This is a genomic window from Reinekea sp. G2M2-21 (assembly GCF_015687175.1).
Classification (GTDB): Bacteria; Pseudomonadota; Gammaproteobacteria; order Pseudomonadales; family Natronospirillaceae; genus Reinekea.
Genome location: NZ_JADPQG010000005.1, coordinates 82,686 through 96,970, shown reverse-complemented (window position 1 = coordinate 96,970; position 14,285 = coordinate 82,686). Strand labels below are relative to the sequence as shown.

General features: G+C 48.7%; 15 protein-coding genes and 1 riboswitch. Of the genes, 3 read left to right on the top strand and 12 right to left on the bottom strand.

The window, feature by feature from the left end:
- Positions 1–14: 14 nt before the first annotated feature.
- The 6 genes from nrdB to IYN85_RS17585 form a co-directional block, all read right to left on the bottom strand.
- Positions 15–1,127, bottom strand: coding sequence for a class Ia ribonucleoside-diphosphate reductase subunit beta (nrdB, locus tag IYN85_RS17610; protein WP_196160249.1), 1,113 nt, complete (start codon positions 1,125–1,127; stop codon positions 15–17).
- Positions 1,128–1,138: 11 nt separating this feature from the next.
- Positions 1,139–3,406, bottom strand: a complete 2,268-nt coding sequence (gene nrdA, locus IYN85_RS17605; RefSeq protein WP_196160248.1) for a class 1a ribonucleoside-diphosphate reductase subunit alpha — start codon at positions 3,404–3,406, stop codon at positions 1,139–1,141.
- Positions 3,407–3,525: 119 nt separating this feature from the next.
- Positions 3,526–3,711: riboswitch (cobalamin riboswitch) on the bottom strand.
- Between the two features lie 99 nt (positions 3,712–3,810).
- Positions 3,811–4,461 carry an MBL fold metallo-hydrolase gene (locus IYN85_RS17600; RefSeq protein WP_230390832.1) on the bottom strand — a complete coding sequence of 217 codons (651 nt, stop codon included), beginning with the start codon at positions 4,459–4,461 and terminating at the stop codon, positions 3,811–3,813.
- Positions 4,462–4,511: 50 nt separating this feature from the next.
- Complete coding sequence (locus tag IYN85_RS17595; RefSeq protein WP_196160247.1) at positions 4,512–5,123, bottom strand: DNA-binding response regulator; 612 nt, start codon at positions 5,121–5,123, stop codon at positions 4,512–4,514.
- Positions 5,110–6,213, bottom strand: a complete 1,104-nt coding sequence (locus tag IYN85_RS17590) for a sensor histidine kinase (protein WP_196160246.1) — start codon at positions 6,211–6,213, stop codon at positions 5,110–5,112. Before IYN85_RS17590 ends, IYN85_RS17595 begins: the two co-directional genes overlap by 14 nt.
- Positions 6,176–6,814 (bottom strand): alpha/beta fold hydrolase, encoded by a 639-nt coding sequence (locus tag IYN85_RS17585; RefSeq protein ID WP_196160245.1) that lies wholly within the window; start codon positions 6,812–6,814, stop codon positions 6,176–6,178. Before IYN85_RS17585 ends, IYN85_RS17590 begins: the two co-directional genes overlap by 38 nt.
- 514 nt (positions 6,815–7,328) lie before the next feature.
- Here IYN85_RS17585 and IYN85_RS17580 point away from each other — a divergent pair.
- Entirely contained in the window at positions 7,329–8,123 is a 795-nt protein-coding gene (locus IYN85_RS17580) for a hypothetical protein (protein WP_196160244.1), read from the top strand.
- A gap of 41 nt (positions 8,124–8,164) precedes the next feature.
- On the opposite strand, the gene IYN85_RS17575 is transcribed toward IYN85_RS17580, so the two are convergent.
- Together IYN85_RS17575 and IYN85_RS17570 are read right to left on the bottom strand one after the other, a co-directional pair.
- Positions 8,165–8,416 (bottom strand): hypothetical protein, encoded by a 252-nt coding sequence (locus tag IYN85_RS17575; RefSeq protein WP_196160243.1) that lies wholly within the window; start codon positions 8,414–8,416, stop codon positions 8,165–8,167.
- 129 nt (positions 8,417–8,545) lie between these two features.
- Positions 8,546–10,156, bottom strand: a complete 1,611-nt coding sequence (locus IYN85_RS17570) for a GMC family oxidoreductase (protein ID WP_196160242.1) — start codon at positions 10,154–10,156, stop codon at positions 8,546–8,548.
- A 168-nt stretch (positions 10,157–10,324) separates the two neighbouring features.
- On the opposite strand from IYN85_RS17570, the gene IYN85_RS17565 reads away from it, so the two are divergent.
- Positions 10,325–10,636: a hypothetical protein gene (locus tag IYN85_RS17565; protein WP_196160241.1), complete on the top strand. Its 312-nt coding sequence runs from the start codon at positions 10,325–10,327 to the stop codon at positions 10,634–10,636.
- Here the strand turns inward: IYN85_RS17565 and IYN85_RS17560 are convergent.
- The 4 genes from IYN85_RS17560 to IYN85_RS17545 form a co-directional block, all read right to left on the bottom strand.
- Positions 10,605–10,802 carry a DUF1289 domain-containing protein gene (locus tag IYN85_RS17560; RefSeq protein ID WP_196160240.1) on the bottom strand — a complete coding sequence of 66 codons (198 nt, stop codon included), beginning with the start codon at positions 10,800–10,802 and terminating at the stop codon, positions 10,605–10,607. The genes IYN85_RS17565 and IYN85_RS17560 overlap by 32 nt on opposite strands.
- 2 nt (positions 10,803–10,804) lie before the next feature.
- Positions 10,805–11,134: a TfoX/Sxy family protein gene (locus IYN85_RS17555; protein ID WP_196160239.1), complete on the bottom strand. Its 330-nt coding sequence runs from the start codon at positions 11,132–11,134 to the stop codon at positions 10,805–10,807.
- A 57-nt stretch (positions 11,135–11,191) separates the two neighbouring features.
- Entirely contained in the window at positions 11,192–12,319 is a 1,128-nt protein-coding gene (locus tag IYN85_RS17550; RefSeq protein WP_196160238.1) for a PilT/PilU family type 4a pilus ATPase, read from the bottom strand.
- An 85-nt stretch (positions 12,320–12,404) separates the two neighbouring features.
- A complete protein-coding gene (locus IYN85_RS17545) occupies positions 12,405–13,439 on the bottom strand; it encodes a type IV pilus twitching motility protein PilT (RefSeq protein WP_196160237.1) in 1,035 nt (344 codons plus the stop codon).
- A gap of 125 nt (positions 13,440–13,564) precedes the next feature.
- On the opposite strand from IYN85_RS17545, the gene IYN85_RS17540 reads away from it, so the two are divergent.
- On the top strand, positions 13,565–14,284 hold the full coding sequence (locus tag IYN85_RS17540; protein ID WP_196160236.1) for a YggS family pyridoxal phosphate-dependent enzyme: 720 nt from the start codon (positions 13,565–13,567) through the stop codon (positions 14,282–14,284).
- The last annotated feature ends 1 nt before the right edge of the window (position 14,285 follow it).

The window sequence follows — 14,285 nt, the reverse complement described above, 5'->3', positions numbered from 1 at the left end:
ACAACGATGGTCAGCTACAGTTCAAATTCAGCTAAGGCCTCCATGTCTACCTCGCTGCGGATAGCGCCCACAAGGTAACTGGAAATTTCGACTTCTTGCGGTGCCACCTGAACGTGATCGTTGCTAATCCAGTTTTGCATCCATGGCAATGGATTATCCTGACGCCCATAGATATTCCCCAGCCCCAATGCAGCGAGTCGTTCATCTGTGAGGTATTCAATATACTGATGCAAAATATCGCTGTTCAAACCAATCATAGAGCCATCTTTGAACAGATAGTTGGCCCAGGCTTTCTCCTGCTCCGCAGCATCTTGAAAGATCCGAATCAACTCCGCACGGTGCGCGGTTGCGATAGCAACCATTTCAGAATCATCCTGTCCGGCCAACCATTGTTTCAAGATAAACTCGGTGCCACTTAGGTGCAGAGCTTCATCGCGCGCTATTAACTTTATCAGTTTCGCATTGCCCTCCATTTTTGCGCTCTCCGCGAAGGCAAAACTACATGCGAAACTCACGTAAAAACGGATAGCTTCCAGTACGTTCACAGAAACCATGGTCAGTAACAGCAAACGTTTAAGATCCGTCATCTGTGCTTTGTTGCGATGCTCAATGGGCGTCAGGTGGAATCGCTGTACCGCGTTAATTAATTGGTCGTAGTATGTGGATATCGACTGTGCACGCTCTACGATTTCGGGCGTATTAACAATCGACTCAAAGATGAGGTTTGGTTCGCTGACAATGTTGCGAATAATATGAGTATAAGAGCGAGAGTGCACCGTCTCACTGAACGACCAGGTTTCGATCCAGGTTTCCAATTCTGGCAAACTAACAATGGGTAAGAACGCGATGTTCGGCGAGCGCCCCTGAACACTGTCTAACAAGGTCTGATATTTCAGATTGCTGAGAAAAATATGCTTCTCGCTTGCGGTGAGCGCCTGAAAATCTTTACGGTCACGTTGCAGGTCAACTTCCTCCGGTCGCCAGAAAAAAGACAATTGCTTTTCAATTAACTGCTCAAAAATCGGATAACGCTGCTGGTCATAACGCGCCACATTCACCTGCTCTCCAAAAAACATGGGTTGAGCGAACGCGTCGAAATTTTTCTGATTAAACGATTGATATGACATTTTCAATACTCCTATATTGCGCAGGCACCGGATTCACACGATTGTTCTAACTCGCCACTGTGTTTCTGTTGAGAGCCATCGCGTGTGTTGTGGTAATACAGTGTTTTCAGCCCTAGCTTGTAAGCGTTCAATAAATCGTTGAGCAATAACTGCATCGGCACTTTACGATCGGGAAAACGCTCAGGCTGATAGCTCGTATTAGCGGAAATTGACTGATCAATGAATTTTTGCATGATCGCCACCAACTGCAGATACCCTTGGTTGTCAGACATGTCCCACAGCAATTCGTATTGTTTGGCCAAAAGCGTAACATCCGGAACTACCTGTTTCAGCACACCATCTTTCGACGCTTTAACACTCACCAATGCCCTTGGTGGCTCAATACCGTTGGTGGCATTCGCAATTTGCGCAGACGTTTCAGCCGGCATCAATGCCGTCAAAGTCGTATTTCGCATACCATGTTGTTGAATGTCGTTTCGTAGTGACTGCCAGTCGCATAACAACGCCTGCTGACACAGCTTGTCGACATCTTTTTTGTATCGGTCAATTGGCAAACTGCCCTGAGCCATTTTCGTTAGCTTAAATCCCTCACAAGAACCTTGCTCCGACGCGAGCAGAGTGGAGGCACGCATCAACGCAAACTGTAACCGTTCAAAGGTTTGATGCGTCAAATTCAACGCTTTGGGGTCACTGTATCGATACCCGTGTTTAGCCAGGTAGTAAGCGTAATTAATCACGCCAATGCCCAAAGGACGATTCTTCATGGTCGATGTTCGCGCTGCGTCTACAGGATAATTTTGATAGTCCAGTAAGGCGTCCAACGCTCTGACCAATAAATCGGCACTGTCATCAATATCGGCAAGCTCTTTAATGGCTCCCAGATTAATGGCAGCTAAAGTGCAAAGGGCTATTTCACCATTTGGATCGTCCAGAGCTTGTAGCGGTTTTGTTGGTAAGGCGATTTCCATGCACAGGTTGGACTGTTTGATCGGCGCGTGCAAAGGATCAAAAGGACCATGCTCATTGCAATGATCGACATTCTGAATGTAAATCCGGCCTGTGGATGCTCTTTCCTGCAACAACAAAGAGAACAGCTCTTTGGCTCTAATGGTTTTACGACGAACAGACGTATCGTTTTCATAGCGTCCGTAAAGCTGTTCAAAACTCGCTTGATCCGAAAAAAAGGCATCGTAAAGTCCGGGTACCTCGCTGGGACTAAACAGGCTGATTTTTTCGTCGCGCAATAGTCGCTGATACATCAGTCGATTTAACTGCACTCCGTAATCCAGGTGCCGACAACGGTTATCTTCAACGCCACGGTTGTTTTTTAACACCAACAAGTCTTCTACTTCGATATGCCAAATTGGGTAAAAAACGGTAGCTGCACCGCCACGTATGCCACCTTGCGAGCAGCTTTTCACTGCGGATTGAAAATGTTTATAAAACGGAATACAACCAGTATGAAAGGCCTCTCCGGCGCGAATAGGCGAGCCGATCCCGCGAATGCGACCCGCATTGATTCCTATTCCTGCGCGCTGGCTAACATAATTAACAATGCTTGAGGTTGTTGCATTTATAGAGTCCAGTGTGTCATCACATTCGATCAAAACACAGGATGAAAATTGGCGGGTCGGCGTTCGAACTCCCGCCATGATTGGAGTCGGCAGGGAAAATTTGTGCGTAGAAGCCGCTTCATAAAACCGCTGTACGTAGCTAAGACGGGTGGTTTTCGGGTAGGCCGAAAAAAGGCAAGCGCCGATCAACATATACACAAACTGCGGAGACTCAAAGACCTGGCCAGACACCCGGTCCTGCACCAGGTATTTGCCCTGTAATTGTTTGACACCCGCATAAGCAAGCGACAAATCCCGAGAATGATCGAGGGTATTGTTCAATATTTCCCATTCTTCGTCGCTGTAGGATTCCGTAAGCAATGCATCGTAACGATTTGCTTGCACCATATTTTGAACATGTTCGCGAAGATGTGGCGGCTCAAATTGACCGAAGGCTTTTTTCCGCAGATGAAAAATAGCCAGACGAGCCGCAAAAAATTGATAATCCGGTTGATGCTCGCTGATGAGGTCAGCCGCAGAGCGAATCAACATCTCATGGATGTCCGAAGTCGTCATACCGTCGTAAAACTGAATACGAGCTTTCAATTCAACTTCAGAAACGGAAATTTTAGACAACCCTTCGGCAGCCCAACTAAGCACCTTATGGATTTTTTCGAGTTGGATCGATTCGCGACCACCGTCGCGCTTGGTTACGGTAAGATTCACCTTGTTTATCCTTCAAAACAAGGCAGGGCGCGCCGATGAAGTGTTCATCAGCGCAAAGACAAGCAGTGTTCACTTGTCATCGGATCACCCCGCCCGATGGTTCAACACAACACCCACATAGGGTGCATGAACATCGCGGCAGGTCTCCTGGCTCTGGCGTCATTGCGGGGCTCGCCTTCCCAAAGTCCAATAGACTTCAGTGGCAATTGAGTCGCGCTCGACCATTACAGTTGCGGGGGCAGCTTCGGCATCGCACCGAATTCCCTAATGAATCACATAAAGAAGCTGAAATTCATTTCAATTAAGAACCGACAATGTTTATTTCGCATAAATACGATAAACACAAGATATAGTCGATAAATACACATGTCAAACCATATGTTGTGCTTTTTGACAATTGACTGTTAGCGACCCAAGGCGGAGTCAGAGACAAACGGGTTGGTTTTACGTTCCTGACCAAAAGTGGATTCCGGACCATGACCTGGTATAAAACGGACGTTGTCCCCCAATGGCCAAAGCTTTTCGGTAATACTTTTTAACAGCGTCGCGTGATCCCCTTTCGGAAAGTCGGTGCGACCGATTGATCCGGCGAACAGCACATCCCCTACCCACGCCAACTGCTGAGCAGGATGATAAAACACGATATGCCCAGGTGTATGACCCGGCGTTTCGAATACCTGGAATGTTTCCTGACCCAACGTCAGTTCCTGACCTTCTTGCAACCATTGGTCCGGCTCAACACTGCGCAATCCAATGAGGCCGTACATCTGCGCTTGCTGCTCAATACCTTCTAGCCAAAAATCGTCTGCTGGTGTCGGACCAATGATCGGCAACTCCAGTCTTTCGCGCAGATCCTGTGCGCCTCCTGCATGATCCAAGTGGCCATGGGTTAGCCAAACGGCTTTCAATTTAACGCCATTGGCCGCCACGGTACTCAACAGCAGCTCAATATCGCCACCGGCATCGATTAAAACACCGTCCTTTGTTTGATCACACCAAACAAGCGAACAATTTTGCGCGAAAGCGGTCACCGGAATTATCTGATAGCGCAGCAATGTGAAACCTCAAAAACAATGACGATGAGATATTGTAACCCGAAAAACGATCACAACCAGCCATTTTCTCTGGCGGTCCGCAGCGCCTCTGTCCGATTTCGTGCCCCCAATTTTTTGATCACGTCAGATAAAACGTTGCGCACGGTCCCTTCCGAACGACATACCTCGGACGCTATTTCGGCTGTGCTGAATCCCTGCTCTGCCAAACGCAGCACACGTCTTTCGCGGTCAGACAGAGGGTCATCAGCGCTCACCAGACTTTGTTCAAGCGCGGGGTCATAAACCTGATGCCCACGCATGACTTTCTTTAATGCGCGTGCCAGGTCATCCGAAGGGGCTTCCTTTAGTAAATAACCGTGAATACCCAACTCACGTGCACGCGTCACATAACCGGAACGGGAGAAGGTACTCAATAACACCACTTTAGGTGGGGAGATTAACCGTTGCTGACACTGTGCGGCCAGTTCCAGTCCGGTAAGCCCTGGCATTTCAATGTCGGTCAATACAAGATCAACCGAATGACGCAACAGATAGTTCAGCGCCTGTTGACCATCGGCAAACTCAGCAACAATATTGAAACCGCCCTGCAATGACAGCAACGCAGACAACGCCCCTCTGACCATACCTTGATCTTCCACGACGATCAGATTAATTGTCGGCATGTACATCTCCTTCAAGCATTTGTTCAATGACAGCGGTTAGCTTTGTTCCCGGCCTCTGTCGTTCGATGACCAACCTGCCGCCGTGCAGCATCAACCTTTCACGCATACCCGACAAGCCATTACCATACTGGCCTTGCCAGCCAATTCCATCATCGGAAATGATCAGATGCCATTTACGATCCTGATTGAAAAATTGAATACGGCAATACTTCGATTGCGCATGGCGAATGACGTTGGTGACCGCTTCACGCATAACCAAACTCAACAAGTTTTCGAGTTCACGGCTGATCCTGAATGGCAACTTTTCAGGTAGGTCGACGGTAATACCTGCGGTTTTTAACGAATGTTCGGCCATGGATAGCTCACTGCGAAGATTGCCAGAGCGATAGCCCGTAACAGTTTGTCTAACGTCAGCAAGAGCCGAGCGGGCGGTCTCGGCGATGTCGGATAGTTCCTGCATAGCTCGCTCGGTATGCGCGGCGGCCAATAGTTTTTCAGCCAGTTCGGATTTCAATGCAATGGTTGACAGGGTATGCCCCAAGACATCATGCAGGTCCCGGGCAATTCGTTCTCGTTCCCGCTCTCGGGCCATGTACTCGAGTTCTTCTTGCTTAATTAACAGCTTTTGCTGGGAGATGAGGTATTTGAAAAAGAGATAGTCAACGTGCCCACCGAAAAGTGTCACCACACACGATATGAGAATAAAGGTTTTTGAATAGCCCAAATAACTGGAAAGCAGCGCAATCCATGAGGCCTGTAACACAATCGCGATTGATGCATGCAGCAACCGCGGCATCTTGAACAGAAATACCAAGCCATAGAAAAACCAGAATACACCGGCCCAATGCAACGTTAACGCCCAAGAGGCAAGGAGCGTTAAGAAAAGAAAATGCCCTGGCACATGTTTCTCATTCTGCCAAAAACCGTGGTACCACTGCAAAATGAATAAAGGAAACAGGATCGCGAGATGCCAGCGGTTTGCTGGCGAGTCGCTAAACAGAAAAATAAGTGGAAATGCTACGGACGAAACCGCGAATACGTGGACTAACCAATCACGCTGTAATACGTGTTTTTTCGGTAGTAACCTCATGTATAAATTGGCTCACTTTATCAAGTGCGGTGATGAGATGAGATTCATGTTCATAACCACTGACTTTCCGTGGTTTCAGATCATGATCACCATCGGCAAACCACTCGATATGTACGCCGCCGGGCAATCGATACTGACCAATCTCTTCTTTCGAACCCATGGAATCCCGTTCGCCCTGACATATTAAAACGGGAGCCCTTAATTGGCAAAAGTGATCCGTACGAACTTTCTCAGGTTTTCCCAATGCGTGAAAGGGGTAACCCAACACAATGACACCGGGAACATCCAGCTCTGTCGCCAACAACGTCGCCATGCGGCCGCCCATCGACTTGCCACCGATAACAGGGTTCTTGATACTTAACTCGTCCAAAACCCACCGAAAGTGCTCCAACAGTTTCGGTTGTCTATCGGGTGGGCGACGTTTACCGGTAAGTCGCTGTTGTTGCATGTACGGGAATTCAAATCGAATTACCCGAACACCCCGCTTAACTAATCCGTCGGCCACAAAATTCATGAACGCACAATCCATCGCCGCTCCGGCACCGTGTGCAAATACAAACGTTGGTGCGTTATCTTCACCCTGTACAATAAATTGATTCACTTAATTCGACCCTATACTGCTTTTTTTGGATTTTTTCGAACATTGTTTATCGTCATATGTTCGAATTCAATTCAGCAAATTGAAGACCTGTAACAACGCACATAGTTTAGCAACTCTACAGCTTTGTTTGTGGTGGTCTTTAAAACGAAAAAGCATGACGACATAGGATTTAACAATGGTAGAGCGAGGTCCACTTTGTCAGTTAAGTAACTTGCAAAATACCGTAACGTTAAATGAGAAACTTCGTGTCGTCGTTTGTTTTTTTTGACCTACCTTCAACTGCTTTTCACACTGACTATTCTGTCACTTAAGCTTTTCAAGCGAACCCGTCAGATCAAACAGGTTTGTCCAATTCGTGCAGAGTTAGATGAGAAAGGAAAATAAGTTTTCAGCCATATCACATAGAATTACTTTTATCTCTTCCGTCATTCCAAATAAGCTGTCACAGTTTGTACACCGTAGCTTCATAAGCAAAAAATCGCGGTTTAAAAAATAGTTAAGGAATGGATTTGCCATGTATCGATATTTAACACCAGTTTTCCTTTTGCCTGTCGCTATCCTGTCCGGGTGCTCAAGTATTGATATCAACAATGTTGAACTGGATAAGTTGGAAGCGAGGGTTGATGTCACTCAAAGCAGTCGCAGCACCTCGATGGATCTTTTTTTATCCCGGGGTATTTGGCGCCAGCCGGTGACTTCGGATGCAAATCGAATAGAAGCTGAAATGGCCGACGGTCGGTTCGAACCCTTAGTCAAAGCGCGGAAAAAAGGTCGCTATGGATTTCGACTGCAGAACAGTATTCCCATTCGCAATCTGACGATCGAGCAGATTGGCCATGTTGATCTTCCGACGATGGCGCCGGTCGTATTACGCGGTCGGGATCAGTTTGAAGGCCGCTCTTTTTTTAAGGACGATGTTTTGCGGCTCACACTGCGCGAAACGCAATCCGATAAACGTTATCTCGTGGTGACGGGTTATTGCGGAAGTCAACCCTACACCGCAGAACAACAAATTTCATCCAACGATGTTGATCTGGAATTACCTCTGAGTCGTTTGATGAATATGGTCAACAAATCAGCAGAGGCCGACCTTAATGGCATTATTCCAATGACGTTAGCAGTGGAGGAGCATTACACTCCGGTTTGGCCAGCGCCGTTTGTCGCCGGTAAAATTGCAGCCCGCGATGAAACACAGTTCACCATCGATACCTCAGGGTTTCGGTTCAAAGCCAGCTTGTCTGTGAATGTGGCCGAGAATGTCTTTTTCACCTTGCAAAATCAGCAATGGGACGTCAAATACTGCTTCTAAGTGAGCAAGGACACCCGCGAAGGGTGTCCGGCTAAAAAAAGTTAAAACAAAATGGCTCTGATGATCAGCCAGACCAACCAGCCGATGAACAGTACTGGGGCTAAACCAATGGCCAGCGCGAACAGTCCGAAAACTAATCCAACAGTCGCGCCCACAAGCCATAAACCACCGACAAGTACGGCAATGCCAACCATTATAAACACAATAAAGCGCACAACCGCACCCAGTGCGCTGCTGGATCGCCGACGGTATCGCAATCGATAATGTCTGTCCTGATACGATTCGTGATACATAAAATTCTCCTGAACATTCTTGATATCAAACTCAATTCAGGAACTGTGCCAACCCCGAGAAGCCCACGGCTCGCGGGCTTTTGTGGGGTGAGGCCGATAACATTAGCCAATTAGGCAATTTCAGTTGAGCTATATGACTAATCGCTGCTCGTAACAGGTCGACTTCACCATATCGGCTGCTTTTTCTGCGATCATGATTGTGGGCGCGTTGGTGTTTCCACCAATCAACGTTGGCATCACTGAGGCATCCACAACGCGCAGACCATGCAATCCGCGCACACGTAACTGAGAATCCACGACTGCCATCACATCATCACCCATGCGACAGGTACCTACTGGGTGATACACCGTGTCGGTTCGACGCCGTATCTCGGTTACTAACTCATCATCCGGCAAATGCATAACAGGATGCGTTTCCTTATGCGCATAGCTGGCCATGGCCCGGGATTCCATAATTTTCTGTGATAGACGAATACCTTTCAGCAACCGCTGAACATCCTCTTCTTCCGCTAGAAAATTAGGGTTGATCAATGGCGCATCCAGCGGGTTGTTCGACGCCAGCCGCACCCAGCCCTTGCTTTTTGGCCGCAAAATGCAGGTATGGCAGCTGACGCCGTGAAACGGCGATACTTTACGGGCATGATCGCGCAATATAGCTATGACAAAATGCAGCTGTATGTCCGGTCGCTGAAGCTTTGAATCCGTTTTTAAAAACCCACCAGCTTCTGCCCCATTGGTATTCATCAGACCGGCATAATCGCCTTTTGAGAATCGCCAGGCATCTCTGAACAATTGCCAGACACCCACAGGCGAAGGACCAATAACGTCCCGCAAAACCGACCGATACGTCGCAACGAAATCCGGATGATCCCGCAAGTTTTCACCCACACCAGGCAATACATGAGAGACGGGGATGTGATTATCGAGCAGCTGCTGTTCTGGCCCGATGCCGGACAACAGCAATAGTTGAGGCGAATTAAACGCCCCTGCACTGACAATAACTTCACGGCGGCAACGGAAGGATTGTCGTTTACCATGCATGATGGTGTCCACGCCTACACAGGTCTTTCCGTGCAATACCAATCGCAATGCCTTTGTCTTGGTAAAGACCACTAGGTTGGTACGGCCTGCAGCGAGCGATAAATAGGCCTTCGCGCTGCTGCATCGATGACCGTTTACCTGTGTCACTTGATAGACACCAACCCCTTCCTGTTCCGGCCCGTTAAAATCAGTATTGATTTTAAAACCAGCTTCACGAGCGCCGTTGACAAACGCGGTTCGGGCACCCGCCGGGCTGACCAGTTCAGCCACGTTAAGAGGCCCATCCTGGCCATGCAGTTCATTATGAATGCGCTCGTTCCGTTCCGATTTCAAGAAGTAAGGCAGTACGTCCTGCCAAGACCAGCCGTCATTGCCCAGTGCTGCCCAGTCGTCATAATCCTGAGCATGTCCTCGCACATATACCATGGCATTTATCGCGCTGGATCCGCCCAACGTTTTGCCTCTGGGCTGGTAACCCCGCCGGTTTAACAAACCCGGTTGTGGTACGGTTTTATAGGCGTAATTCAGGTAGGGAGTGGGAACAGTGGCAATCAACCCAAAGGGCGTATGAATTGCGGGTGAGCGGTCTTTCACACCATATTCCAATAAAGCTACGGTGACATTGGGATCTTCAGAAAGGCGGCTGGCCATAACTGCGCCTGCAGAGCCGCCACCAACAACAATGTAGTCAAATTCCATGCGTAATCTCCTTGCGCTGTCGGCACCGGCAAACCTTTCTTTAACCGCAAGATCCACCGGCCTGAACAGCACGCGTCGTTATTGTTATTTTCCGGAATACAGTAGCGCTATTGCGCTATCTGCGCATTAAAACCGGGTCACCGTTTGACTTGCAGCAATAAGTCTCTGATGTGGGCTATCATTAGTGAATGTTTCGCAATAGATGGGGCGGATATGGGTTTTGGCGCCATTGGCTTAGTGATGTTAACGGTGGTACTTATCTTCTACTTGAAGATGGTCGATGCGCGTGCACGCGGCTGGTCTCATAAATCCCAGGTAGAATCGATTATTGAAAAGGCAGATATTTTTGAATCGGTAGCGGACGATAAGTCAGCGCTAAAGATAATCGAGTCCGGCCTGCTGGAATACCCTGACAACCCCCATCTAATGGATCGGAAACAGATCTTGCTCAGACGCCTGGATTCGTCTTCATCTGAATAAGGCGCTCTTTGGCCCGAGCCAGAATGTCCAACTGTTCGTCACAGGAGACAGTGGACCAACGTTTGATCTCTTCCAGCGAACGCCCACAGCCAACACAGTTATCCTCGTTATTTAATGTGCAATGACGGATACAAGGGCTTTCAATGTAATGCCGAGGTTCATTCATGGTTATTTACCGGGTAACCCTGCAACAAAGCCGAGGCAGAGATCGCACCAATATTGCAACTGTTCATCTTCGCTTAGGTGTTGTGCATCCACAAACACCATGCCTTTCATCACCCGGCCGGTGAAGTCCATTTCTCGAGCACCGGGCTGTTGCAGGGCATGTTGATATTGCTCAGGTCCGACCCGTGCCATTAATTGATCTTTTACAATGCCCACGCACATGTTGCCGCGCAACATAAATGCTAGACCGCCAAACATTTTTTTCTCTGCGAGACCGTCTATGTCCGGTAGCGCAATCCGAATACGCTCAGCCAGCCCTTCATCATAGGCCATGGACTATCCTCCTGGTCACCAGACTCTGTCGGACGGTTGGTCAGTTACAACCAACCGTCAATAATCGCCAGAATCCTGAATACTCAGTTTTGCGGCCTGACCACTTAAATGCATTGGATCCGTTTCCTGATCCAGCTTAATCATCAGACGCAAATCGTTTTCGGAGTCGGCGTGTGCCAGAGCATCTTCGTATGTAATCTCACCTTTACTGTACGCCTTAAACAACGCCTGATCGAATGTCTGCATCCCCTGCTCGGTCGACTTAGACATCAGGTCTTTCAATAAATGCACATCTCCTTTACGGATGTGATCCGCCACCAAAGGCGTGTTCAACAGAACTTCAATCACCGCTTTACGCCCTTTTCCGTCAGGAGTCGGCACCAACTGCTGGGCGACAATACCTTTCAAGTTCAAAGACAGATCCATCCACAACTGACGCTGACGCTCATGTGGAAAGAAGTGCATAATACGGTCCAACGCCTGGTTGGCGTTGTTGGCGTGCAATGTCGCCAGACACAGGTGACCGGTTTCGGCAAACGCCATGGCGTATTCCATGGTTTCCCGAGTCCGCACCTCACCAATCATGATGACATCAGGTGCCTGACGCAGGGTGTTCTTCAGGGCAACTTCAAAGCTATCAGTATCGATACCAACCTCACGCTGGGTAATGATCGAGCCTTCGTGCTGATGGATAAATTCGATCGGATCTTCAATCGATATGATGTGGCCCTTCGAATTACGGTTACGGTGACCAATCATAGCGGCCAGACTGGTTGACTTACCGGTACCGGTCGCACCCACAAAGATCACCAAGCCACGCTTAGTCATGGCCAGCCGTTTGATCACATCCGGCAAACCCAGCTCTTCGACACGCGGAATCCGGGTTTCGATACGACGCAACACCATACCCGCCAGATTCCTCTGGTGGAAGGCACTGCAACGGAATCGACCAATTCCGCGCGCAGATACGGCAAAGTTACATTCCTGTGTATCGTGAAACTCGACGCGTTGCTTATCGGTCATGACTGACAACACCAATTCACGCGTTTTTTCTGGACTGAGTGGGTTTTTGGTCACAGGAACAACCTGTCCATTGACCTTCATACTGGGCGGAACGCCGGCGGTAACAAAAAGGTCTGACGCACCTTTTTCGACCATCAAGCGCAGAAGTTTATCGAATTCCATCGGGCTTCCTATGACTTATTCTTATCGTACGTATTTCAATGCAACCAGCCAACAGACTGCGCTAAGGCTGGTTTTCAGGACAGAATCAGAAACTGTCCGGTTGTTTGGCCTTTTCACGAGCAACTTCACGGCTGATGGTGCCTCGCTGCACCAAATTCTGAAGCGCCTGATCCAGCGTTTGCATTCCATATTGGGCACCAGTCTGGATGGCAGAGTACATTTGGGCCACCTTATCTTCGCGGATCAGGTTTCGAATTGCCGGCGTACCGATCATTATTTCATGCGCCGCCACCCGGCCACCACCGTTTTTCTTAAGAAGCGTTTGCGAAATAACCGCCATCAGCGATTCAGAAAGCATGGAGCGAACCATGGATTTTTCCTGAGCGGGGAACACGTCGACAATTCGGTCGATGGTTTTCGCAGCGGATTGAGTATGCAAGGTTCCAAATACCATGTGCCCGGTTTCTGCTGCCTCTAAGGCTAAACGAATAGTTTCCAGGTCACGCATTTCGCCGACCAGAATAATGTCCGGGTCTTCCCGCAACGCAGAACGCAGCGCTTCGCTGAAACCCAGCGTATCGCGGTGTACTTCCCTTTGGTTGACCAGACACTTTTTGGACTCGTGAACAAACTCGATCGGGTCTTCGATGGTCAAAATATGTTCGTATTTAGTTTCATTAATATAGTTGATCATCGCGGCGAGTGTTGTGGATTTGCCTGAACCTGTTGGGCCAGTGACCAAACAAATACCCCGGGCTGTATCAGATATATCTTTGAACACCTGCCCCATACCGAGATCTTCCATGGTCAGCACTTTCGACGGAATCGTTCGGAACACGGCGCCAGAGCCGCGGTTCTGAGTAAAAGCGTTAACACGGAAGCGGGCAACGCCGGGAACTTCGAAAGAGAAGTCAGTTTCCCAGAACTCTTCAAAGTCTTTGCGCTGCTTGTCATTCATGATGTCGTAAATTAATGCGTGCACTTCTTTATGAGACATCGGCGGCAAATTGATACGGCGCACATCACCGTCAACACGAATCATGGGGGGTAAGCCTGCTGACAAATGTAAGTCCGACGCGTTTTGTTTTGCACTGAAGGCGAGTAATTCAGTAATGTCCATTCACGACTCCGAAATCGAATGTTATTGCTATCTATACTATCGAATTTGATACTATGTGGAATCCAGTCAGCTTAGCACAGCCAATCTGTTAGCTAACATCCGACATAAGAAAATAGAGCAATTCAATGAAAGAAATGCAGGTTACTTCACGAATACGAGACGTACAACAACGCATACGGGATGCTTGCAGGCTCGCCAACCGCCCAGAATCGAAGGTGACGTTACTGGCGGTCAGTAAAACCAAGCCACTGACCGACCTGATTGAAGCTTATGAGGCCGGGCAGCGTCATTTTGCCGAAAATTATGCCCAGGAAGCGGTGGAAAAGCGTCAACAAGCACCGTTCCAGGACGCTCAATGGCATTTTATCGGTCCGTTGCAATCCAATAAAACCCGCCCGATTGCCGAATATTTCGATTGGGTCCATACCGTAGACCGTATGAAAATTGCCCAACGATTAAGCGATCAACGTCCGCCAGACCGGCCTGCACTTAAGGTGTTGATACAGGTGAATATCAGTCACGATCCAGCCAAGGCCGGTGTGTTACCGTCACAGGTCATGGCGCTGGCTGACAAGGTAGCCCTGCTACCTAACCTGAATCTTCGCGGCCTGATGACCATCACCGCAAACGACCTCAGCGAAGAAACCTTGCGCCAGCAGTTTATAGAATTGAAAAACCTGCAAAGCACCCTTATTAAACAGCATTCGGATTGCACTGAACTGTCCATGGGAATGAGCGGTGACTTCCCGCTTGCCATTGCCTGCGGTGCCACCATGGTGCGCATCGGCAGCGATATTTTCGGTAGCCGAACCCCTAACCAAACAACGCAGAGGAGCAACGCCTGAT